Origin of the sequence: Pseudomonas purpurea (genome assembly GCF_039908635.1) — a bacterium.
GTDB lineage: Bacteria > Pseudomonadota > Gammaproteobacteria > Pseudomonadales > Pseudomonadaceae > Aquipseudomonas > Aquipseudomonas purpurea.
This window is the reverse complement of sequence record NZ_CP150918.1, coordinates 1,866,067-1,889,307: the sequence shown is the minus strand read 5'-3', so window position 1 is coordinate 1,889,307 and position 23,241 is coordinate 1,866,067. Positions and strand designations below refer to the sequence as shown.

21 protein-coding genes are annotated in these 23,241 nt (G+C 59.9%); 10 read left to right on the top strand and 11 right to left on the bottom strand.

Translation table 11 applies throughout. From position 1 onward, the window contains the following. Window positions 1–150 precede the first annotated feature (150 nt). Genes AABM54_RS08465 through sdhC form a run of 4 tightly spaced genes read right to left on the bottom strand, consistent with a single transcriptional unit; the run spans window position 151 to window position 3,379 of the window. On the bottom strand, window positions 151–855 hold the full coding sequence (locus tag AABM54_RS08465; protein WP_045057758.1) for a succinate dehydrogenase iron-sulfur subunit: 705 nt from the start codon (window positions 853–855) through the stop codon (window positions 151–153). A gap of 11 nt (window positions 856–866) precedes the next feature. Beyond that, window positions 867–2,639, bottom strand: a complete 1,773-nt coding sequence (gene sdhA, locus AABM54_RS08460; RefSeq protein ID WP_347904835.1) for a succinate dehydrogenase flavoprotein subunit — start codon at window positions 2,637–2,639, stop codon at window positions 867–869. A gap of 3 nt (window positions 2,640–2,642) precedes the next feature. After that, window positions 2,643–3,011 (bottom strand): succinate dehydrogenase, hydrophobic membrane anchor protein, encoded by a 369-nt coding sequence (gene sdhD / locus AABM54_RS08455; RefSeq protein WP_003446906.1) that lies wholly within the window; start codon window positions 3,009–3,011, stop codon window positions 2,643–2,645. Continuing rightward, complete coding sequence (gene sdhC, locus AABM54_RS08450; protein WP_347904834.1) at window positions 3,005–3,379, bottom strand: succinate dehydrogenase, cytochrome b556 subunit; 375 nt, start codon at window positions 3,377–3,379, stop codon at window positions 3,005–3,007. Before sdhC ends, sdhD begins: the two co-directional genes overlap by 7 nt. A gap of 363 nt (window positions 3,380–3,742) precedes the next feature. On the opposite strand from sdhC, the gene gltA reads away from it, so the two are divergent. Beyond that, a complete protein-coding gene (gene gltA, locus AABM54_RS08445; RefSeq protein ID WP_347904833.1) occupies window positions 3,743–5,032 on the top strand; it encodes a citrate synthase in 1,290 nt (429 codons plus the stop codon). 231 nt (window positions 5,033–5,263) lie between these two features. Here the strand turns inward: gltA and AABM54_RS08440 are convergent, their stop codons facing one another. The 3 genes from AABM54_RS08440 to AABM54_RS08430 all read right to left on the bottom strand — a co-directional run bounded on the left by AABM54_RS08440 (window position 5,264) and on the right by AABM54_RS08430 (window position 8,353). Then, window positions 5,264–6,922: a cation acetate symporter gene (locus AABM54_RS08440; RefSeq protein WP_347904832.1), complete on the bottom strand. Its 1,659-nt coding sequence runs from the start codon at window positions 6,920–6,922 to the stop codon at window positions 5,264–5,266. After that, entirely contained in the window at window positions 6,919–7,230 is a 312-nt protein-coding gene (locus AABM54_RS08435; protein WP_347904831.1) for a DUF485 domain-containing protein, read from the bottom strand. Before AABM54_RS08435 ends, AABM54_RS08440 begins: the two co-directional genes overlap by 4 nt. A 274-nt stretch (window positions 7,231–7,504) precedes the next feature. Continuing rightward, the gene (locus AABM54_RS08430; RefSeq protein WP_347904830.1) at window positions 7,505–8,353 is read right to left on the bottom strand and encodes a glycine betaine ABC transporter substrate-binding protein; all 849 of its coding nucleotides are present in this window, start codon (window positions 8,351–8,353) and stop codon (window positions 7,505–7,507) included. Window positions 8,354–8,794: 441 nt separating this feature from the next. Here AABM54_RS08430 and AABM54_RS08425 point away from each other — a divergent pair, with 441 nt between their 5' ends. Beyond that, window positions 8,795–10,390 (top strand): beta (1-6) glucans synthase, encoded by a 1,596-nt coding sequence (locus AABM54_RS08425; protein WP_347904829.1) that lies wholly within the window; start codon window positions 8,795–8,797, stop codon window positions 10,388–10,390. 95 nt (window positions 10,391–10,485) lie between these two features. Here the strand turns inward: AABM54_RS08425 and AABM54_RS08420 are convergent, their stop codons facing one another. Then, a complete protein-coding gene (locus tag AABM54_RS08420) occupies window positions 10,486–10,854 on the bottom strand; it encodes a hypothetical protein (RefSeq protein WP_347904828.1) in 369 nt (122 codons plus the stop codon). Window positions 10,855–11,078: 224 nt separating this feature from the next. Here AABM54_RS08420 and AABM54_RS08415 point away from each other — a divergent pair, with 224 nt between their 5' ends. Beyond that, a complete protein-coding gene (locus tag AABM54_RS08415) occupies window positions 11,079–12,377 on the top strand; it encodes a serine/threonine protein kinase (RefSeq protein WP_347904827.1) in 1,299 nt (432 codons plus the stop codon). Next, window positions 12,370–13,158 carry a VacJ family lipoprotein gene (locus AABM54_RS08410; protein ID WP_347904826.1) on the top strand — a complete coding sequence of 263 codons (789 nt, stop codon included), beginning with the start codon at window positions 12,370–12,372 and terminating at the stop codon, window positions 13,156–13,158. Before AABM54_RS08415 ends, AABM54_RS08410 begins: the two co-directional genes overlap by 8 nt. A 101-nt stretch (window positions 13,159–13,259) precedes the next feature. Here AABM54_RS08410 and AABM54_RS08405 read toward each other — a convergent pair whose 3' ends face one another. Continuing rightward, entirely contained in the window at window positions 13,260–14,174 is a 915-nt protein-coding gene (locus AABM54_RS08405) for a DUF808 domain-containing protein (RefSeq protein WP_347904825.1), read from the bottom strand. A gap of 134 nt (window positions 14,175–14,308) precedes the next feature. On the opposite strand from AABM54_RS08405, the gene AABM54_RS08400 reads away from it, so the two are divergent. After that, complete coding sequence (locus AABM54_RS08400) at window positions 14,309–14,914, top strand: TetR/AcrR family transcriptional regulator (RefSeq protein ID WP_347904824.1); 606 nt, start codon at window positions 14,309–14,311, stop codon at window positions 14,912–14,914. A gap of 101 nt (window positions 14,915–15,015) precedes the next feature. Here the strand turns inward: AABM54_RS08400 and AABM54_RS08395 are convergent, their stop codons facing one another. Together AABM54_RS08395 and AABM54_RS08390 are read right to left on the bottom strand one after the other, a co-directional pair. After that, a complete protein-coding gene (locus AABM54_RS08395) occupies window positions 15,016–15,474 on the bottom strand; it encodes a transposase (RefSeq protein ID WP_347904823.1) in 459 nt (152 codons plus the stop codon). Between the two features lie 208 nt (window positions 15,475–15,682). Continuing rightward, complete coding sequence (locus AABM54_RS08390; protein ID WP_347904822.1) at window positions 15,683–16,123, bottom strand: heme-binding protein; 441 nt, start codon at window positions 16,121–16,123, stop codon at window positions 15,683–15,685. A 266-nt stretch (window positions 16,124–16,389) separates the two neighbouring features. On the opposite strand from AABM54_RS08390, the gene gcl reads away from it, so the two are divergent. The 5 genes from gcl (at window position 16,390) to pyk (ending at window position 23,082) form a co-directional block, all read left to right on the top strand. Next, entirely contained in the window at window positions 16,390–18,165 is a 1,776-nt protein-coding gene (gene gcl / locus AABM54_RS08385) for a glyoxylate carboligase (protein WP_347904821.1), read from the top strand. 167 nt (window positions 18,166–18,332) lie between these two features. After that, the gene (gene hyi, locus AABM54_RS08380; protein ID WP_347904820.1) at window positions 18,333–19,115 is read left to right on the top strand and encodes a hydroxypyruvate isomerase; all 783 of its coding nucleotides are present in this window, start codon (window positions 18,333–18,335) and stop codon (window positions 19,113–19,115) included. Window positions 19,116–19,327: 212 nt separating this feature from the next. Next, window positions 19,328–20,218, top strand: coding sequence for a 2-hydroxy-3-oxopropionate reductase (locus AABM54_RS08375; protein ID WP_347904819.1), 891 nt, complete (start codon window positions 19,328–19,330; stop codon window positions 20,216–20,218). A 178-nt stretch (window positions 20,219–20,396) separates the two neighbouring features. After that, the gene (locus AABM54_RS08370; RefSeq protein ID WP_347904818.1) at window positions 20,397–21,677 is read left to right on the top strand and encodes a glycerate kinase; all 1,281 of its coding nucleotides are present in this window, start codon (window positions 20,397–20,399) and stop codon (window positions 21,675–21,677) included. After that, complete coding sequence (pyk, locus tag AABM54_RS08365) at window positions 21,667–23,082, top strand: pyruvate kinase (protein ID WP_347904817.1); 1,416 nt, start codon at window positions 21,667–21,669, stop codon at window positions 23,080–23,082. The genes AABM54_RS08370 and pyk overlap by 11 nt, the downstream gene beginning before the upstream one ends. Window positions 23,083–23,241 lie beyond the last annotated feature (159 nt).

Genomic DNA, 23,241 nt, shown 5'->3' with positions numbered 1-23,241 from the left:
TAGTCCGGGTACCAGCCCGGATGCCCCTGCTTGTCTCATTTCTTCAAAATAAGAGCCGCAGCTTTATGGGCTGCTGCTCTGGTTATAGCCAAGACGCGGGTTGAAGCCCGCGCCTTAGCCTCTACGGGTACAGCGGGTACTACAGCTGAATCACACGCCGCTTTGCAGAAGCATGTTACGAATGTGACCGATGGCCTTAGTCGGGTTCAGGCCTTTCGGGCAAACGTTGACGCAGTTCATGATCCCGCGGCAGCGGAATACGCTGAACGGGTCATCCAGCGAAGCCAGACGCTCGGACGTCTTGGTGTCGCGGCTGTCTGCCAGGAAGCGGTACGCTTGCAGCAGGGCAGCCGGGCCCAGGAACTTGTCCGGGTTCCACCAGAAGGATGGGCAAGAGGTCGAGCAGCAAGCGCACAGGATGCACTCGTACAGGCCGTCAAGCTTTTCACGCTCTTCAGGGGACTGCAGACGCTCGATGGCCGGGGCCGGCGTGTCGTTCTGCAGGTAAGGCTTAACCTTCTCGTATTGCTTGTAGAAGATGCTCATATCGACAACCAGGTCACGGATAACCGGCAAACCTGGCAGCGGACGAACAACCAACTTGTTACCTTTTACAACAGCAGACAGCGGCGTGACGCAGGCCAGGCCGTTCTTGCCGTTGATGTTCATGCCGTCGGAACCGCAAACGCCTTCACGGCAAGAGCGACGATAGGAGAAACCTTCGTCCTGCTCTTTGATCAGGGCCAGCACGTCCAGCACCATCAGGTCTTTACCACCGGTATCAACCTGAAACTCCTGCATGAACGGCGCGGCGTCCTGATCAGGGTTGTAACGATAAACACTGACTTTCAACATGGCGGCCACCCTTAATAAGTCCGAATCTTAGGTTCAAAAGTCGGAACAGTCTTCGGCGAGAAGTTCACAGCACGCTTGGTCACGCGCTTTTCACCCGGGAAGTACAGGGTGTGGCACAGCCAGTTTTCGTCGTCACGGTCTTCGAAGTCTTCACGGGCGTGAGCGCCACGGGACTCTTTACGTACTTCGGCAGCGATGGCGGTGGCTTCAGCCACTTCCAGCAGGTTCTGCAGTTCCAGTGCTTCGATACGCGCAGTGTTGAACGCCTGCGACTTGTCGTTGATCTTGACGTTGGCGATACGTACGCGCAGGTCAGCCAACTGGGCGATACCCTTCTGCATGTATTCGCCGGTACGGAATACACCGAAGTAGTTCTGCATGCAGTTTTGCAGCTCGCGACGCAGGGTTGCCACGTCTTCACCTTCGGTACGCGCGTTCAGAGCGGAGAGACGCGACAGTGCAGCTTCGATGTCGGCGTCGGTAGCATCGTCGTATTCGATGCCGTCGGTCAGCGCCTTTTCCAGGTGCAGGCCGGCAGCGCGGCCGAATACCACCAGGTCGAGCAGTGAGTTGCCGCCCAGACGGTTGGCACCGTGAACCGATACGCAAGCCACTTCGCCCACAGCGAACAGACCATGAATGATCTCGTCCACGCCTTCAGCGTTCTGGGTGATCGCCTGGCCGTGAATGTTGGTCGGAACACCGCCCATCATATAGTGGCAAGTCGGAACAACCGGAACCGGAGCCACCACCGGATCAACGTGAGCGAATGTCTTCGACAGTTCGCAGATGCCTGGCAGACGGCTGTGCAGCACTTCCTCGCCCAGATGGTCGAGTTTGAGCATTACGTGGTCGCCGTTCGGGCCGCAACCGTTACCAGCGATGATTTCCTTAACCATCGAGCGAGCAACAACGTCACGACCGGCAAGGTCTTTGGCGTTCGGAGCATAACGCTCCATGAAACGCTCGCCGTGCTTATTGATCAGGTAACCGCCTTCACCACGGCAACCTTCGGTCACCAGAACACCGGCGCCGGCGATGCCGGTCGGGTGGAACTGCCACATTTCGATGTCTTGTACCGGCACGCCAGCACGCAGCGCCATGCCGACGCCGTCACCGGTGTTGATCAGGGCGTTGGTGGTGGACGCGTAAATACGACCCGCACCGCCGGTTGCCAGAACAGTAGCCTTGGCGCGGATGTAGGTGGTTTCACCGGTTTCGATGCAGATTGCGATCACACCGACGAACGCGCCTTCCTGGTTCTTCACCAGATCGACAGCGTAGTACTCGTTCAGGAACGTGGTACCGGCTTTCAGGTTGCCCTGATAAAGAGTGTGCAGCAGCGCGTGACCAGTACGGTCGGAAGCGGCGCACGTACGGGCAGCCTGCCCGCCTTTACCGTAATCCTTCGACTGACCGCCGAACGGACGCTGGTAGATACGGCCCTGCTCGGTACGCGAGAACGGCATGCCCATGTGGTCCAGCTCGTAAACGGCAGCCGGACCTTCCTGACACATGTATTCGATAGCGTCCTGGTCACCGATGTAGTCGGAACCCTTGACGGTATCGTACATGTGCCAGCGCCAGTCATCGTTCGGATCGGCAGACGCGATGGCGCAGGTGATGCCACCCTGGGCCGATACAGTGTGCGAACGGGTCGGGAAAACCTTGGTGATCACGGCAGTCTTGTGACCGCCCTGTGCCAGTTGCAGCGCTGCGCGCATGCCGGCACCGCCGCCGCCAATGATGATGGCGTCGAAAGAAATCGTTGGAATGTTAGCCATGAATCAGATACCCCAGAGAATCTGCACACCCCAGACGAAGTAAGCGAACATCGCAACGCCGCATACTGCCTGGAAGAGGAAACGTACGGCGGTCGCCGACTTGCCCAGCGCCATTGGCGTCAGGTAGTCAGTCGCAATGGTCCACATGCCGACCCAGGCGTGAGCGCCCAAGGCCACCAGGGCCAGCAGACTGAAGATACGCATCCAGTTGCTTGCGAACAGCTCATGCCATTGGGCGTAGCCAATACCAGGGTTCGCAACGAGGTATCCGATCAGGAAGATGAAATAAGCCGCGAGAACGACCGCAGACACACGCTGCGCCATCCAGTCATAGAGGCCCGAACGCGATAGGTTCGTAACGCTGGTTACCATATCCAAACTCCCGCCAGAACGATCAGCACCGCAGACACGGCGATAATGATTTTCGAGCCCAGTCGTCCGCCTTCCAGCGTCTCACCGATGCCCATGTCCATGATCAGATGGCGTACACCGGCCACCAAGTGATACAGCAAGGCGGACAGCAGGCCCCACGCCACGAATTTGGCCAGCGGACTGGTCAAGCATGCCTTCACCTCGGCGAAACCTTCCTCGGAACCCAGGGATTTGCTCAATGCATAAAGCATGATGCCAAGGCCCAGGAAGAGGATGATGCCGGAAACACGGTGAAGAAATGACGTTACGCCGGTGATGGGGAGTTTGATGGTCCTTAGGTCTAGGTTTACAGGTCGTTGGCTATTCACGGCTTTTTTTCACACTGAAGAGCCCCTAACAATCAGGGCAAAGTTGTTGGGGAGTGCACTGGTCAGGTAACCACCACCCAGGGAGTGCGACCCCCATCAAAACGGGCCCAAAAGCCCCTGGCGGTCGGAGGCCGAGTATAGACAGTTAGGCTACTAATGACAACGCAAACACCTTCCCCTAATAGCTCATTGCGTTAGCGGAATAAAAGGCGTAAATGGCAGGTAATTTCGAGGAAAAAGTCCGGTTAAAGCCTTCTGGAGCAAGACTTTAGGCAAATTGACATTCGAATTTATCTCACTATAGTGGTGCGGGCCCTGCGTGGGGGGTCTGTCTGATGATTTCAAGCATAAATAGGAGGCCACATGGCTGACAAAAAAGCGCAGTTGATCATCGAGGGCGCAGCCCCCGTCGAGCTGCCCATTTTAACCGGCACCGTTGGTCCCGATGTAATCGACGTACGGGGCCTGACGGCCACGGGCCGTTTCACCTTTGACCCAGGTTTCATGTCGACCGCCTCTTGCGAGTCGAAGATTACCTACATCGATGGCGACAATGGCATCCTGCTGCACCGCGGCTACCCGATCGAGCAACTCGCCGAGAAGTCGGACTATCTGGAAACCTGCTACCTGCTGCTCAACGGCGAATTGCCGACCGCAGAACAGAAGGCCCAGTTCGTCAGCACCGTGAAGAACCACACTATGGTCCACGAGCAGCTGAAGACCTTCTTCAACGGCTTCCGTCGCGACGCTCACCCAATGGCCGTCATGTGCGGCGTAGTCGGTGCCCTTTCGGCCTTCTACCACGACTCCCTGGACATCAATAACCCGCAGCATCGCGAAATCTCCGCGATCCGCCTGGTTGCCAAGATGCCGACCCTGGCCGCGATGGTTTACAAGTACTCCATGGGCCAACCCATGATGTACCCGCGCAACGACCTGTCGTACGCGGAAAACTTCCTGCACATGATGTTCAACACCCCGTGCGAGATCAAACCGATCAGCCCGGTACTCGCCAAGGCCATGGACCGGATTTTCATCCTCCACGCCGACCACGAACAGAACGCATCGACCTCCACCGTACGCCTGGCAGGCTCTTCGGGTGCCAACCCGTTTGCCTGTATCGCTGCCGGTATCGCTGCACTCTGGGGCCCGGCTCATGGCGGCGCCAACGAAGCCGTGTTGACCATGCTCGACGAAATTGGCGATGTCTCGAACATCGACAAGTACATCGCCAAGGCCAAGGACAAGAACGATCCGTTCAAACTGATGGGCTTCGGTCACCGGGTTTACAAAAACCGTGATCCACGCGCTACCGTCATGAAGAAGACTTGCGACGAAGTGCTGAAGGAACTGGGGATCAACAACGATCCGCAACTCGAACTGGCCATGCGCCTGGAAGAGATCGCCCTGACCGACCCGTACTTCATCGAGCGCTCGCTGTACCCGAACGTCGACTTCTACTCGGGGATCATCCTCAAGGCGATCGGCATTCCAACCAGCATGTTCACCGTGATCTTCGCCTTGGCGCGGACTGTCGGCTGGATCTCCCACTGGAAGGAAATGCTCTCCAGCCCGTACAAGATTGGCCGCCCGCGCCAGCTGTACACCGGCTACGAGTCGCGTGATATCACCAAACTCGAAGACCGTAAATAAGACCTGTCTTGCGATAACGTCTTAAGCAACACCGGAAACGGCCTCTATTAATATAGAGGCCGTTTTTGTTTGTGCCGCATTTCAAGTATTGCAGTGACCGAACTACCGCCTTCGCGGGCAAGCCCGCGAAGACGTCAGTACAGAGAACACAAAAACCTGCACAAACAGAAATGCCCCGATCTCTCGACCGGGGCATTTCGTTTCAGCTCAGTTTGCAGCGTGTAGCCACTCTTAGTGCGACACCGCCCCGCTCGCCCCCAACCCGGTCTGCGAACGAACGAACTGCGGGAAGAACAGCGCCCGCTCGTTATCCGCAGCGGTCGACTTGTCGGTGATCGAGAAGAACCAGATCCCGACAAACGCAATGATCATCGAGAACAGCGCCGGGTATTCATACGGGAAGATCGCCTTCTCGTGATGCAGGATCTGCACCCAAATGGTTGGACCCAGCACCATCAAGCCCACCGCACTGACCAGGCCCAGCCAGCCGCCAATCATGGCACCACGGGTGGTCAGCTTCTTCCAGTACATGGAAAGCAGCAGCACCGGGAAGTTGCAACTGGCCGCAATGGAGAACGCCAGGCCAACCATGAACGCAATGTTCTGGCTTTCGAACAGGATGCCCAGACCAATTGCCAGCACCGCTAGGGCGATAGTGGTGATCTTCGAGACACGAATCTCATCCTTCTCGTTGGCCTTGCCCTTCTTGATCACGCTGGCATACAGGTCATGAGACACCGCCGAAGCACCGGCCAGGGTCAGACCGGCAACCACGGCCAGGATGGTCGCAAAAGCGACTGCCGAGATGAAGCCCAGGAACACGCTGCCACCGACCGCATTGGCCAGGTGCACCGCCGCCATGTTGTTACCGCCCAACAGCGCGCCAGCCGCATCTTTGAAGGCCGGGTTGGTGCTGACCAGCAGGATCGCGCCGAAGCCGATGATGAAGGTCAGAATGTAGAAGTAGCCGATGAAACCGGTGGCGTACAGCACGCTCTTGCGCGCTTCTTTAGCGTCACTCACGGTGAAGAAGCGCATCAGGATGTGCGGCAGGCCCGCTGTACCGAACATCAGCGCCAGCCCGAGCGAGAACGCCGAGATCGGATCCTTTACCAGACCGCCCGGGCTCATGATCGCCTCACCTTTGGGGTGAACCTTGATCGCCTCGGAGAACAACGCATTGAAGTCGAAGTTGACGTGTTTCATCACCATCAGCGCCATGAACGACGCGCCGGACAGTAACAGCACAGCCTTGATGATCTGCACCCAGGTGGTCGCCAGCATGCCGCCGAACAACACGTACATGCACATCAGGATACCGACGAGGATCACCGCCACGTGATAATCGAGGCCGAACAGCAGCTGGATCAGCTTGCCGGCACCGACCATTTGCGCGATCAGGTAGAACGCCACCACCACCAGCGAACCGCAGGCCGACAGTGTGCGGATCTGGGTTTGCCCGAGGCGGTAGGACGCCACGTCGGCAAAGGTGTATTTGCCCAGGTTACGCAGGCGCTCGGCGATCAGGAACAGAATGATCGGCCAGCCCACCAGGAAGCCGATCGAGTAGATCAGGCCGTCGTAGCCGGAGGTGAACACCAGCGCGGAAATCCCCAGGAAGGACGCCGCCGACATGTAGTCACCGGCAATCGCCAGCCCGTTCTGGAAACCGGTGATCTTGCCGCCGGCCGCATAGTAGTCGGCGGCCGAGTTGTTGCGCTTGGACGCCCAGTAAGTGATGCACAACGTTGCGCCGACGAAAGCCACGAACATCAGGATCGCCGAAACGTTGAGCGGTTGTTTGTGAACTTCGCCGGTCAGTGCCTCGGCCGCCCAAACGGCCGGTGCGAAGGCGGCAATGCCCAGAGCTGCCAATAGACGCCGGATCATTGCTGAGCCTCCTTGAGAATCGCATTGTTCAGGTCGTCGAATTCGCCGTTGGCGCGTCGCACGTAGATAGCGGTCAGGATGAAGGCCGACACAATCAGCCCCACACCGATCGGAATACCCCAGGTAATCGATGACTCGGGGCTGATCTTGGCCCCCAGCACATGCGGCCCGTAGGCAATCAACAGGATGAAGCCCGAGTAAAGCCCGAGCATGATCGCCGAAAGTATCCAGGCGAACCGCTCTCTCTTGCTGACCAGCTCCTTGAAACGCGGGCTGTTTTGAATCGAGAGGTAAATGCTGTCGTTCATTGTTTTTATCCTCGCAGCACAGATTATTGTTGGAACGTATCCACTTTCATGCGGCTGAAGGAGAGGTTCCAGACGACCTTAGTAGTAGACCACTGTGGCGAGGGAGCTTGCTCCCGCTGGACTGAGCAGCAGTCCCCCTGCTCTTCAAAGAGAGGGGCCACTTCGTTGCCCAGCGGGAGCAAGCTCCCTCGCCACAAAGGCAAAAACAACAAGGGCCGCTTGGCATAAATGCCAAGCGGCCCTGGAAGGTACGGACTAGAGCTGTCAGGTCAAATCATTTGGTCCACTCGGCAACACGCTCCGGGTGTTTGGCCACCCAATCCTTGGCAGCGACTTCAGGCTTGGCACCATCCTGGATTGCCAGCATGACTTCGCCGATTTCGTCTTTGGACGCCCACTGGAAGTTGTGCAGGAACTTAGCCACTTCCGGTGCTTTTTTCTCCAGGCCTTTGCTGCCGATACTGTTCACGGTCTCCGCCGCGCCGTAAACGCCTTTTGGATCGTCGAGGAAGCGCAGTTTCCACTTGGCGAACATCCAGTGCGGCACCCAACCGGTGACGGCAATGGATTCGTTTTTCTCTTCGGCCCGGGTCAGTTCGGCAATCATCGCCGCGCCGGAACTGGCCTGCAGTTTGTAATCGAGGCCGTAATCCTTGATGGCCTGATCGGTCTTGAGCATCACGCCTGAACCGGCGTCGATACCAACGATTTTGTTCTTGAAGGTGGCGTCGTCCTTCAGGTCGGCAATGGACTTGGCCTTGACGTACTCCGGCACGATCAAGCCGATCTTGGCGTCCTTGAAGTTCGGGCCGTAGTCGACCACCTTGTCCTTGTTCTTGGCCCAGTATTCGCCGTGTGTCACGGGCAGCCAGGCTGACAGCATGGCGTCGAGTTTGCCGGTGGCCACGCCCTGCCACATGATCCCGGTGGCAACCGCTTGCAGCTTCACGTCATAACCGAGTTTCTGCTTGATGACTTCGGCCGCCACATGAGTGGTCGCCACGCTGTCGGACCAACCGTCGACATAGCCGATGCTCAGGGTTTTACTGTCGGCGTTGGCGAATGTGGAGCCCATCGCAAGCACCAGAGCGGCACCTGCGCCTAAGAGTCGTCGCATCTTCATCGTTACTTCCCCGAAAGTGCTGCGCCCGACGGATGCCGAGCGGCGTCAACGTATTGTTATGTGGCGGCCCGTGTAGCTAGTTCTGTTAGTCAACTTCGGCGCCAGAAGCCAAAATCCTGCGTTGCTCCTCCTCGCCATAGCGGGCTATGACTCGTCACAGCGCCTTGGCTATGGACTTCTGGCATCCGAATCTGAGTTAACGAACCAGCCACACAGACCACTGGCGCCCCCATCACGCCTCACCGCAAACTCGTTCGAACATCAGCGGAGTACTGATGCTTGATAATCAACCTGACGACCGCCACGACCTGCTCTGCCAGCGACCTTGATGCACCGAGAAACGACATCAGAACGCCAGTAACTGCGCCCCTGAAAAATGCCCTGACAATTCCGCCCGAACTTTGCATGTCAAAATCATGCAGCCCACCAAGCGCATGGCAAATGCAGGTAAGATGCGCGGCTTTGCTCCCAGACGGCCTGACCATGCCCGCCAACACCCGCTTTCCTTTTTTTGCTTATCTGTTCGCCTGCCTGCTGGGCGTGTTCGCACTCGGTGGTTTCTGGTACGGCCTCGGCCAACCGGTGCTGCTGCCGGACGTGGCCAGCGCTTCGCACAAGTTGCAGTGCGCCTCCTACACCCCGTTCGACAAGGACCAATCGCCGTTTGACCAGCCGTTCGCGTTGCGCCCCGAGCGCATGGACGCGGACCTTGCGTTGCTGTCGACCCGCTTCGAGTGCATCCGCACCTATTCCATGACCGGCCTGGAAGCCCTGCCGGACCTGGCGCGCAAACACGGCTTGAAGCTGATGATCGGCGCCTGGATCAACGGCAACCCGGTGGACACCGCCAAGGAAGTCGAACTGCTGATCGCCTCGGCCAATGCCAACGCGGACGTGGTCACTTCGGTGATCGTGGGCAACGAAACCCTGCTGCGCAAGGAAGTCACCGGTCCGCAGCTGGCCAAACTGATCCATCACGTCAAAAGCCACGTCAAGCAACCGGTGACCTACGCCGATGTGTGGGAGTTCTGGCTCAAGCACCCGGAGATCGCCCCGGCGGTGGACTTCCTGACCATTCACTTGCTGCCTTATTGGGAAGATGACCCGTCGAACATCGACGCCGCACTGCAGCACGTCGCCGAAGTGCGTCAGGTGTTCGGTAACCGCTTCGCGCCCAAAGACGTGATGATCGGTGAAACCGGCTGGCCGAGCGAAGGCCGCCAGCGCGAAACCGCCCTGCCGAGCCGGGTCAACGAAGCCAAGTTCATTCGGGGTTTTGTCGCCATGGCCGAGCAGCAAGGCTGGCACTACAACCTGATCGAAGCATTCGACCAACCGTGGAAACGCGCCAGTGAAGGTGCGGTCGGCGGCTATTGGGGGCTGTTCGACGCGGATCGCCAGGACAAAGGCGTACTCGCCGGCCCTGTGTCGAACCTGCCGCTCTGGCCGCAGTGGCTGGGCATTGGCGCGCTGATCATGCTGGGTACGTTGATCTTGGGCGGCCGCGTGCGCACAACCCGTGCGGCGCTGGTGTTGCCACTGCTCGGTGCCGTGGCGGCTTGCTCTATCGGTGCCTGGGGCGAACTGGTGCGTGTTACCACGCGTTTTACCGGCGAATGGCTCTGGGCCGGATTGCTGGTTGCGCTGAACCTGTTGGTGCTGGCCCACGCCGCACTGGCCTTGAGCGGCAAAACCGGCTGGCGTGAACGCGCCTTCAATCTGCTGGAACGTCGGGCTGGCTGGCTGCTGGCAGCCGCAGGTTTCGCGGCGGCGGTGATGATGCTGGAGCTGGTGTTCGACCCGCGCTATCGCAGCTTCCCGAGCGCGGCCCTGCTGCTGCCGGCACTGGTTTACCTGTGCCGCCCGGTCAACGTGCCGCGTCGTGAAATTGCCATGCTGACGTTCATTGTCGGCGCCGGCATTGCCCCGCAGCTGTACCGCGAAGGCTTACTGAATCAACAAGCCTGGGGCTGGGCGTTGGTAAGTGTCTTGATGGTTGCCGCGATGTGGCGCAGCTTGCGGGTTCGCAAAGGGTAATCTTTAGCGCCGCTGCCGGCCTCTTCGCGGGCAAGCCTGCTCCCACAGGGATCATGCCGAACTATGGGAGCGGGCTTGCCCGCCAAGGCGGCTTATCAGGCGCTACGAGAAGCCCTGACCAACCGCAACGCCGCAATCACCAGCGCAAACACCGCAAACGTGGTGTTGTACAACGCCAGCGCCGGGATACCGAACACCAGCCCCAACACCGCCAACCCCCACCCTGCACGGCCCGGCAACACAAAGCCGACTATCGCTGTCACCAGCCCCGCCCAGCCCAACACCTTGAAGTGAATCATGAGGCCCAGGCTCGAACGCACCTGACACTCCCAACGGCTTGCCTCATCGACGCAAATGCCGACCCATTGAGCATCCTCCATAAAGCCATAACGCACGCCATAACTGGCGGCCAGCCACAGTGGCAGGAGAACGAGCAGCAACATCACAGGCAAACGGCGGGACATGGGGCACTCCGATAGACGAAAACGGCGCCCAGCTTAATCGCCCGACAGCGGTAAGCAAGCGAGTTCAGCAGATAAGTGGTCATGAAACGGCTGCAAAGTGTATCGTCCAGCTACTATTACCCCCGGTTCACACCTGTTTGGTGCCCAGGCACGGCACTTTGGCGTACGTGCGATGGTCATAGCCTGCGAACCTCACTCGGTACCTTCCTCTAAGGGATTCAGTCATGCTCCGTTTCTTGCGCTTCGCTGCCCTGATAGGCGGCCTTATCTTGAGTGCGTCCGCACTGGCGACGGATATCGACGCCGCCAGTTATGGCTACCCCCTGACCAACCCGTTCGAGGCGACCATCGCCACCACACCGCCGGACCTGCGGCCAGACTTGCCGACCAATGACCAGATCAGTCAGTCGGACTACAGCCTGAATGTGCGCCCGGAGCGCGAATTCATTCTCCCGGACAATTTCTGGGCGGTGAAAAAGCTCACCTACCGCATGGCCACGCAGGACCACGCCGCACCGCTGATTTTCCTGATCGCGGGCACCGGCGCCCGGTATGACAGCAGCCACAACGAATACCTGAAAAAGCTCTATTACAAGGCTGGTTACCACGTGGTGCAACTGTCGTCGCCCACCAGCTTCGATTTCATCAGTGCCGCTTCACGCTTCGCCACGCCAGGCGTGACCAAGGAAGACGCCGAAGACATGTATCGGGTGATGCAGGCCGTACGTGCCCAGCACCCAAAACTGCCGGTGACCGATTACTACCTGACGGGCTACAGCCTCGGCGCGCTGGATGCGGCATTTGTCGCCCACCTGGACGAAACCCGACGCAGCTTCAACTTCAAGAAAGTCCTGCTGCTCAACCCACCGGTCAACCTCTACACGTCCGTCACCAACCTGGACAAGCTGGTACAGACAGAAGTCAAAGGCATCAACAACAGCACCACGTTCTATGAACTGGTACTGAACAAGCTGACCCGCTACTTCCAGCAAAAAGGCTACATCGACCTCAACGATGCCCTGCTCTACGACTTCCAGCAGTCCAAACAGCACCTGACCAACGAACAGATGGCCATGCTGATCGGCACCTCGTTCCGCTTTTCAGCGGCGGACATCGCCTTTACTTCAGACCTGATCAACCGCCGCGGCCTGATCATCCCGCCCAAGTACCCGATCACCGAAGGCACCAGCATGACGCCGTTTCTCAAACGGGCGCTGCAATGCGATTTCGACTGCTACCTGACCGAACAAGTGATCCCGATGTGGCGCGCGCGCACCGACGGCGGCAGCATCTTGCAACTGATCGACCAGGCCAGCCTCTACGCACTGAAGGACTACCTGCACGACAGCCCGAAAATCGCGGTCATGCACAACGCCGACGACGTGATCCTCGGCCCCGGCGACCTGGGTTTCCTGCGCAAGACTTTTGGTGACCGCCTGACGGTCTACCCGCACGGTGGCCATTGCGGCAACCTCAACTATCGCGTCAACAGCGACGCCATGCTGGAGTTCTTCCGTGGCTAAACATTTACTGCTGATCGCTGCGCTGCTGTGCGCAGGTTACGCCAACGCCGACAACAGCAAGGCCAACGCCCCCACGGTAACTGACCCGGACGGCTTCACCGAGCCCTTGAGCAAACTGAAGTTCAACCCGGGGCTGGACCAGCGCGAGTTCGAACGCTCGACCCTGAATGCGCTGAACGTGTATGACCCGCTGGAATCGTGGAACCGCCGGGTCTATCACTTCAACTATCGCTTCGATCAATGGGTGTTCCTGCCGGTGGTCGACGGCTATCGCTATGTCACCCCAGGCTTCCTGCGCACCGGGGTGAGCAACTTCTTCAACAACCTGGGCGACGTGCCCAACCTGGTCAACAGCCTGCTGCAGTTCAAAGGCCAGCGCTCACTGGACATCACCGCCCGCCTGCTGCTCAACACCACCCTTGGCGTTGCCGGCCTGTGGGACCCCGCGACCGCCATGGGCGTGCCTCGCCAAAGCGAAGACTTCGGCCAGACCCTGGGCTTTTACGGCGTACCGGGCGGCGCCTACCTGGTGTTGCCGATCCTCGGCCCGTCCAACCTGCGTGACACCGGCGGCCTGGTGTTCGACTACAGCGCAGAGTCAGCCATCAACTTCCTCAACGTAGCCGAGGTCAGCAGCAACCACCCGGAAATCTGGGCCTTGCGCGGTATCGACAAGCGCTACCAGATGACCTTCCGCTACGGCCAGACGAACTCACCGTTCGAATATGAAAAGGTGCGTTACGTGTACACCGAAGCGCGCAAGTTGCAGATCGCCGAATAAGGCATTCAGCGAACAACAAAAAAGGCCATTCGATGTGAATCGAATGGCCTTTTTCATACACACCGCCAATCAAATGTGGGAGCCGGCTTGCTCCCACAGGGTTAACCTTTCACTGACTTCCAGATCTTGCTCGCCAGCATGACGCCGGCCAATACCACGGCACCTGCAACAATCCCCGCCACCGCATTCAACAACGTCGGCACAATAAACCCGGCTCCACCGGCCCCGGCGCTGACGCTTTCAATCCAGTGATGAACCACCGGTACGCCATGGGTCAGAATCCCGCCGCCCACCAGGAACATCGCCGCCGTGCCGATCACCGAGAGGCTTTTCATCATGTAGGGTGCGGCGCGCAGGATTGCATTGCCGACCTTTTTCGCCAGTTGCCCAGGCTTCTGGGTCATCCACAGGCCCAGGTCGTCGAGTTTGACGATGCCGGCCACCAAGCCATAAACCCCGACGGTCATGACGATCGCGATGCCCGACAACACAATGACTTGCTGGGTCAGCGAAGCGCCCGCCACGGTGCCCAGGGTGATGGCGATGATTTCAGCCGAGAGGATGAAATCGGTACGCACCGCGCCCTTGATCTTGTCCTTTTCAAAAGCCACCAGATCCGTTGCCGGGTCAGCCACCGCCTCGACCAACTGAGCGTGTTCGGCCTGATCCTCGGCTTTGCTGTGGAGGAACTTGTGCGCCAGTTTTTCGAAGCCTTCGAAACACAGATACGCGCCACCGACCATCAGCAGCGGCGTCACCAGCCACGGCACGAATGCGCTGATGGCCAATGCCGACGGCACCAGGATCAACTTGTTGCGGAACGAGCCCTTGGCCACCGCCCAGACCACCGGAATTTCGCGTTCGGCGCGCACGCCGGACACCTGCTGGGCATTAAGCGCCAAGTCGTCGCCAAGTACGCCTGCGGTCTTTTTCGCCGCCATTTTGGTCATCAGGGCCACATCGTCGAGAACGGCGGCGATATCGTCGATCAGCACCAGCAAACTGCTACCAGCCATGGATCATGGTTTCCTTCGGGTTTGAATGGTGCGCAGCATACCGCGACAAGCAGTGGCATGGGCATTCTTGAGCCCTGCGCAAGGCCGGTGCTACCATGCGCAACCGCCAGAACAGGCAAGGAATCACCTGGTTTATGAGCACTATCCGCGAGCGCAATAAAGAACTGATCCTGCGTGCCGCCAGTGAGGAATTTGCCGACAAGGGCTTCGCTGCGACCAAAACCAGCGACATCGCGGCCAAGGCGGGGCTGCCCAAGCCCAACGTCTACTACTACTTCAAATCCAAGGAAAACCTCTACCGCGAGGTGCTGGAAAGCATCATCGAGCCGATCCTTGCGGCCTCGACGCCGTTCAACGCCGACGGCGTGCCCAGCGAAGTCCTGAGCGCCTATATCCGCTCGAAAATCTGCATCTCACGCGACCTGCCGTTCGCCTCCAAGGTGTTCGCCAGCGAGATCATGCACGGTGCGCCGCACTTGAGCGCCGACCAGGTCGAGCAGCTCAACGCCCAGGCCAAGCACAACATCGACTGCATCCAGACCTGGATCGACCGTGGCCAGATCGCCCCCATCGACCCCAACCACCTGATGTTCAGCATCTGGGCCGCGACCCAGACCTACGCTGACTTCGACTGGCAGATCTCCGTCGTCACCGGCAAGACCAAACTGGATGAAAGCGACTACGAAGCCGCAGCGCAGACCATCATCCGGCTGGTACTCAAGGGCTGCGCACCGGACTGATCGACCGAGTCGCGCCCATCGCGAGCAGACTCGGCGTATGAACACAGGAGATCCAATGTGGGAGCGAGCTTGCTCGCGAAGAGGGCAACCCAGGTTTTCGATCAAACCCAAATCGCATCCCACAACGGATAATCGCCCAGTCGTGGCACCAACCCTGCCCGCAATGGGTTAGCCACGACGTACCTTGCAAGTCCTACCAAATCCTCCTCTCGGCGCAACGCCCGATCGTGATAACCCTGCTGCCAAAGACGGCCCTTGCGACCGGTAGCCATGTTCACCACTCGCGCACTCAATGATTTGGTTTTTTGCATCAGTTCACTTAATGAACCGTGCTGCAACTCGATCAACCAGTGAAAGTGATCCGGCATGACGACCCAAGCCAATGAGTTCGCCCAGCGTTGATCCTGCGCACTTCGAAATTGATCAACGATCAATCTACCCGAGGCGAAATCTTCAAAAGCCCGTTCTCGGTTGAGGGTATTGGTGGTCAGGAGATAAATTCGACTCTGTTCAGCATAGCGACCGGTGCGCAGGCGATGTGAAGCGGATAGATCCGGCATTTCTTGCCTCTCTTATGATGAACTCATGAAAAGGCTAGACCTCTGAATGCCAGGTCGCGGTACAGACTTATAGCTGGATGTGTCTGGTAAATGGTCATCGCGAGCAAGCTCGCTCCCACATTGGATCTCCTGTGTTCACAGATCCAGTGTGTGAGCGGGCCTGCTCCGGGCGGTGATCCGACGAAGACGGTAGGTCAGTCAACGCACATCAAGCACTGACACCCGCATCCGCCTGCAACCCCTGCGCTTCTATCGCGCTGATTGCACATTGCTCGTCAATGTCCGAGGTATCGCCGCTGATGCCGATGGCGCCCAGCACGACCCCGTCCTGATCCCGGATCAACACCCCGCCCGGTGCGGGCACCACGCTGCCCTGCCCCAGGCTGTTCAACGCCGCGATAAACGCCGGACGCTGTTGCGCGTCCAGTGCCAGCAACCGCGAGCCCTTGCCCAGCGCAATCGCGCCCCAGGCCTTGCCGATGGCGATCTGCGGACGCAGCAAACTCGCGCCGTCTTCGCGTTGCAGGCTCAACAAATGCCCGCCCGCATCCAGTACTGCAACAGTCAGCGGTGCCGCGGCGATCTTGCGCCCCGCAACGATGGCCCGACCGGTCAGGCTGACTGCGACTTTCAAGGTTAAAGCGCTCATGGGTGCCGTCCTTATTGTGTGATGGGAAAGCCTTTTGGGTCTTTTCGTTGAGAAGACCGATACAACAAATAGAACACAATGAAATATCTTTTTGTATACAATATTTCCACCAAAGTGCCTAATGCGACGAAAAGCCACAGCATTTCAGGCTTCCGACGAATGAAGCAGCGACGTAAGAAAATGGATTGACCTGCGCCATTGCGCATGAATACACTCCGCACAACAGCCGCTTGTATACAATTACAAAACGTAAGAGGCACAAAATAATGAGCAAAATGAGAGCAATCGAAGCCGCCGTTCTGGTGATGCGCCGCGAAGGGGTCGATACCGCTTTTGGCATCCCCGGTGCCGCGATCAACCCGCTGTACTCCGCCCTGCAAAAGGTCGGCGGCATCGATCACGTCCTCGCTCGCCACGTTGAAGGCGCCTCGCACATGGCCGAGGGCTACACCCGCACCAAGGCCGGCAACATCGGCGTGTGCATCGGCACCTCCGGCCCTGCCGGCACCGACATGGTCACCGGGCTCTACAGCGCCTCGGCCGACTCGATCCCGATCCTCTGCATCACCGGGCAAGCACCCCGCGCCCGCATGCACAAGGAAGACTTCCAGGCCGTCGACATCACCAGCATCGTCAAGCCCGTGACCAAATGGGCGACCACTGTTCTGGAGCCGGGCCAGGTGCCTTACGCCTTCCAGAAAGCTTTCTATGAAATGCGCTCCGGTCGTCCAGGCCCGGTGCTGATCGACCTGCCGTTCGACGTGCAAATGGCCGAAATCGAATTCGACATCGACGCCTACGAACCGCTGCCGCTGGCCAAACCTGCGGCCACCCGCAAGCAAGTCGAAAAAGCCCTGGCCCTGCTCGATCAGGCGGAGCGCCCATTGCTGGTGGCCGGTGGCGGCATCATCAATGCCGATGCCAGCGACCTGCTGGTGGAGTTTGCCGAGTTGACTGGCATCCCGGTAATCCCGACCCTGATGGGCTGGGGCACCATCCCGGACGATCACCCGCTGATGGTCGGCATGGTTGGCTTGCAGACGTCCCACCGCTACGGCAACGCGACGATGCTCAAATCCGACGTGGTGCTGGGCGTCGGTAACCGCTGGGCCAACCGTCACACCGGCTCGGTCGAGGTGTACACCGAAGGCCGCAAGTTCATTCACGTCGACATCGAACCCACCCAGATCGGCCGCGTGTTCACACCGGACCAAGGCATCGTGTCCGACGCAGGCGCGGCACTCAAAGTGTTCATCGAGGTGGCCCGCGAATGGAAAGCCGCCGGCAAGCTGAAAGACCGCAGCGCCTGGCTCAAAGACTGCCAGCAGCGCAAAGCCAGCCTGCACCGCAAGACTCACTTCGACAACGTGCCGGTCAAGCCACAGCGCGTGTATGAAGAAATGAACCAGGTGTTCGGCAAAGACACTTGCTACGTCAGCACCATCGGCCTGTCGCAGATTGCCGGCGCGCAGTTCCTGCACGTCTACAAACCGCGCCACTGGATCAACTGCGGTCAGGCAGGCCCTTTGGGCTGGACCATTCCGGCCGCGCTGGGCGTGGTCAAGGCTGACCCCTCGCGTAAGGTTGTGGCACTGTCAGGCGACTACGACTTCCAGTTCATGATCGAAGAACTGGCGGTGGGCGCGCAGTTCAAGCTGCCGTACATCCACGTCGTGGTGAACAACTCGTACCTGGGTCTGATCCGTCAGGCGCAGCGCGGTTTCGAGATGGATTACTGCGTGCAGCTGTCCTTCGACAACCTCAATGCACCGGAGCTCAACGGTTACGGGGTTGACCACGTGGCGGTTGCCGAAGGCCTGGGCTGCAAGGCACTGCGCGTGTTCGAACCGGCTGACATCGCCCCTGCCCTGCGCAAGGCCGAAGCGCTGATTCAAGAGTTCAAGGTGCCGGTGATCGTCGAGATTATCCTGGAGCGCGTGACCAATATTTCCATGGGCACCGAGATCAACGCCGTCAACGAATTCGAAGACCTGGCGCTGGTCGGCAACGATGCGCCGACGGCGATTTCGTTGCTCGACTGATTTGGCTTTCAGCCCCCTCTCCCTCTGGGAGAGGGCTGGGGTGAGGGAACGGTTTTGTGCCGTTCGGGGAATTCGGGGCCAACCCTGATTCCCCCTCCCCCTAACCCTCTCCCCCAGGAGAGGGGACTGATCGCGTTGTGTCAGCCAATTTGTTTTAGGAGACCACCATGCCGCGTTTCGCAGCCAACCTGTCCATGCTGTTCACCGAACAGGATTTTCTTGCCCGCTTCGAAGCGGCCGCCAAGGCCGGCTTCAGTGGTGTCGAATACCTGTTCCCCTATGATTTCAGCTCCGCCGACATCAAGGCCAAACTCGATGCCAACGGCCTGACCCAAGTGCTGTTCAACCTGCCGGCCGGTGACTGGGCCAAAGGTGAACGCGGGATCGCCTGCCACCCTGACCGGGTGGAAGAGTTCCGTGCCGGGGTCGACCTCGCCATCGCTTATGCACACGTGCTGGGCAACACCCAGGTCAACTGCCTGGCCGGTGTTCGCCCACAAGGGGTGGACGACGCCACGGTAGAGAAAACCTTCGTCGCCAACCTCAAATACGCCGCTGACAAGCTGCAAGCGGCGGGCATCAAGCTGGTAATGGAAGCCATCAACACCCGCGACATTCCAGGCTTCTACCTGAACAACACCGCCCAGGCGCTGTCGATTCGCGAGCAGGTAGGCAGCGCCAATCTGTTCCTGCAATACGACATCTACCACATGCAAATCATGGAGGGCGACCTGGCCCGGACCATGGCCACGCACCTGGACGAAATCAACCACATCCAGCTCGCCGACAACCCGGGGCGCAACGAGCCGGGCACTGGCGAAATCAACTACCACTTTCTGTTCGAACACCTGGACCGTATCGGCTATCAGGGCTGGGTCGGTTGTGAATACAAGCCGCTGACCACCACCGAAGCAGGTTTGGGCTGGCTCAAGACCCATAACGCGATCTGAGATTGAAACCGGGCTTTTGTGGCGAGGGAGCTTGCTCCCGCTGGGACGCGAAGCGGCCCCACAGTCATTCACTGCAGTGAATCAGGCAGAACCGGAGTTCAGGATTTACGACTGCTTCGCAGCCGAGCGGGAGCAAGCTCCCTCGCCACAAAGAGTGGTCGCCTCAGCTACGTGCACACTATTTGGCTACATAAAAACAAGAGGACTTTCTCATGGCTAAAATCGGATTTATCGGCACCGGCATCATGGGCCACCCAATGGCGTTGAACCTGCAGAAAGCCGGTCACAGCCTGTTCCTGTCGGCGCACCACGACGCCGCCCCCGCTGACCTGATCGCCGCTGGCGCGGTCGCACTGGCGAGCCCGAAAGAAGTCGCCCAGGAAGCCGAATTCATCATCGTCATGGTGCCAGACACCCCGCAGGTCGACGATGTGCTGTTCCGCACCGACGGCATTGCGGCCGGTGTCGGCCCGGGCAAAGTGGTGATCGACATGAGTTCGATCTCGCCCACCGCAACCAAAGCCTTCGCCGCGAAGATCAACGCCAAAGGTGCGCACTACCTCGACGCCCCGGTGTCTGGCGGTGAAGTCGGCGCCAAGGCGGCGACCCTGAGCATCATGGTCGGTGGCGACAACTCGGCCTTCGAACGCGCCCTGCCGCTGTTCCAGGCCATGGGCAAGAACATCACCCTGGTCGGCGGAAACGGCGACGGTCAAACCGCCAAAGTGGCGAACCAGATCATCGTTGCGCTGAACATCCAGGCCGTGGCCGAAGCGCTGCTGTTCGCCTCGAAAAACGGTGCCGACCCGGCCAAGGTCCGTGAAGCGCTGATGGGCGGCTTCGCTTCGTCGAAGATCCTTGAGGTTCATGGCGAGCGCATGATCAAAGGCACCTTCGACCCAGGCTTCCGCATCAGCCTGCACCAGAAGGACCTGAACCTGGCGCTGGCCGGCGCTCGCGAGCTGGGCATCAACCTGCCCAACACCGCCAGCACCCAACAAGTGTTCAGCACCTGCGCGGCCATCGGTGGCAGCCAATGGGACCACTCGGCGCTGATCAAGGGACTGGAACACATGGCGAACTTCTCGATTCGCGATAAGTAAGCCCCTTGCATGAGGCTGGCTCGGTCCCCTGTGGGAGCGAGCTTGCTCGCGATGAAATCGCCGCGGTGTACCTGACACAACGCGTCGCCTGAATCGCAGGCAAGCCAGCTCCCACAATCGACCGCGTCGTAACACCCGCTGCCCCCTACCCCAATAACAAAAACCCCGGGAGCCCGCCATGTCGGTCGATCCGCAACAATTCCTGCGCGAGCTGTTTGCCACAGCCATCGACTCCGCCCACCCGCAACAGGTGCTCGAAGCCCATTTACCCAAGGACCGCAGCGGCCGCGTGATCGTTATCGGCGCCGGCAAGGCCGCCGCCGCGATGGCCCAAGTGGTCGAGCGCTGCTGGCAGGGTGAAGTGTCTGGCCTGGTGGTTACCCGCTACGGCCACGGCGCACCCTGCGAAAAAATCGAAGTGGTCGAAGCCGCCCACCCGGTGCCCGACGCAGCAGGTTTGGCCGTGGCCAAACGGGTACTGGAACGGGTGAGCCACCTGAGCGAAGACGACCGCGTGATCTTCCTGCTCTCGGGCGGCGGCTCAGCCCTGCTGGCGTTGCCCGCCGCTGGCATTACCCTGGCCGACAAGCAGGCGATCAACAAAGCCCTGCTGCGCTCTGGCGCGACCATTGGCGAAATGAACTGCGTGCGCAAACACCTCTCGGCCATCAAGGGTGGTCGTTTGGGCAAGGCCTGCTGGCCCGCCACCGTTTACACCTATGCGATCTCCGATGTACCGGGGGATCTTGCCACCGTGATCGCGTCCGGCCCGACCGTGGCGGACCCCAGCACATCGGCCGAAGCCCTGGCGATCCTCAAGCGCTATGCCATCGAGACTCCCGCGTCGGTGCGCGACTGGTTGCAAAGCCCCGAATCGGAAACCGTGAAACCCGGCGACCCGAGCCTGGCCCGCAACCATTTCCAACTGATCGCCCGTCCTCAGCAGTCCCTTGAAGCGGCGGCGGTGAAAGCCCGTCAGGCCGGTTTCAGCCCGCTGATCCTCGGCGACCTGGAAGGCGAGTCCCGGGAAGTGGCGAAGGTCCACGCCGGCATCGCCCGTCAGGTCGTTCTGCACGGCCAGCCGTTGGCGGCGCCCTGCGTCATTCTCTCTGGCGGCGAAACCACCGTCACCTTGCGTGGCGATGGCCGTGGCGGGCGCAACGCCGAGTTCCTGCTGAGCCTGACCGACAGCCTCAAAGGCCTGCCGGGCGTGTACGCCATCGCCGGTGATACCGACGGCATCGACGGCTCCGAAGACAACGCTGGCGCGATCATGACCCCAAGCAGCTACGCCCGCGCCGCCGCCCTCGGGTTAAGCGCCAGCGATGAGCTGGACAACAACAATGGCTATGGCTACTTCGCGGCACTCGACGACCTGATCATCACCGAGCCGACGCGTACCAACGTCAACGACTTCCGCGCCATCCTGATTCTCGAGAGCCCTGACAATGACGCCTGACAAAAAGGTCAAAATCCTCGCCACCCTGGGCCCCGCCATCGACGGGATCGACGACATCCGCGAACTGGTGGAAGCCGGGGTGAACATCTTTCGCCTGAACTTCAGCCACGGCGATCACGCCGACCATGCGCAGCGCTACCAGTGGATCCGCGACGTCGAGCGTCAGCTCAACTACCCGCTGGGCATTCTGATGGACCTGCAAGGCCCGAAACTGCGCGTCGGCACGTTTGCCGAAGGCAAGGTGCAACTGGTGCGCGGCCAGGCGTTTCGCCTGGACCTGGACAGCACGCCGGGCGATCAACGCCGGGTCAACCTGCCCCACCCGCAAATCATTGCCGCGCTGACACCCGGCATGGACCTGCTGCTGGACGACGGCAAATTGCGCCTGCGGGTCATCACCAAACACAGCGATGCCATCGACACCACCGTGCTCAATGGCGGTGAATTGTCCGACCGCAAAGGCGTGAACGTGCCGCAAGCGGTACTCGACCTCAGCCCGCTGACCGCCAAGGATCGTCGCGACCTGAGCTTCGGTCTTGAGCTGGGTGTGGATTGGGTCGCGCTGTCGTTTGTGCAGCGCCCCGAGGACATTCACGAGGCCCGCGCACTGATCGGCGACAAAGCCTTTCTGATGGCGAAAATCGAAAAACCGTCCGCCGTCGAGCAACTGCGCGAAATCGCCGAGCTGAGCGACGCGATCATGGTCGCCCGTGGCGACCTGGGCGTGGAAGTGCCGGCCGAGAGCGTGCCGCAAATCCAGAAAGACATCATCAGCACTTGCCGCCAGCTCGGCAAACCGGTGGTGGTGGCGACCCAGATGCTGGAGTCGATGCGGTTCTCCCCGGCGCCGACCCGTGCCGAAGTCACCGATGTCGCCAACGCCGTGGCCGAAGGTGCCGACGCGGTGATGCTGTCGGCAGAAACCGCGTCCGGCGAGTACCCGCTTGAAGCCGTGCAGATGATGAGCAAGATCATCCGCCAGGTCGAAAACGGCCCGGATTACCAGGCGCAACTGGATGTCAGCCGCCCCAAGGCCGAAGCCACTACTTCCGATGCCATCAGTTGCGCGATCCGCCGCATCAGCAACATCCTGCCGGTGGCAGTGCTGGTGAACTACAGCGAGTCCGGCAGTTCTAGCCTGCGGGCCGCACGCGAGCGCCCGGCGGTGCCGATTCTCAACCTGACACCGAACCTTTCAACTGCACGGCGCCTGAGCGTGGCGTGGGGCGTGCATTCGGTGGTCAACGACCGTTTGCGCCAGGTCGATGAGGTCTGCTCCACCGCCCTGGAAATCGCCCAGGCACAAGGCATGGCCAAACGCGGCGATACGCTGCTGATCACCGCGGGTGTGCCGTTCGGTCAGCCGGGGTCGACCAATTCGTTGCGTATCGAAACGCTGATCTGACGAACACCCTCCTGTGGCGAGGGAGCTTGCTCCCGCTCGGCTGCGAAGCAGTCGTCTTTCGGCATGACGGGTTCCACAGAGAAACCGCATTCACCGGATTCAGGGCCGCTTTGCGGCCCAGCGGGAGCAAGCGCCCTCGCCACAGCGTGTGTGCAAGAC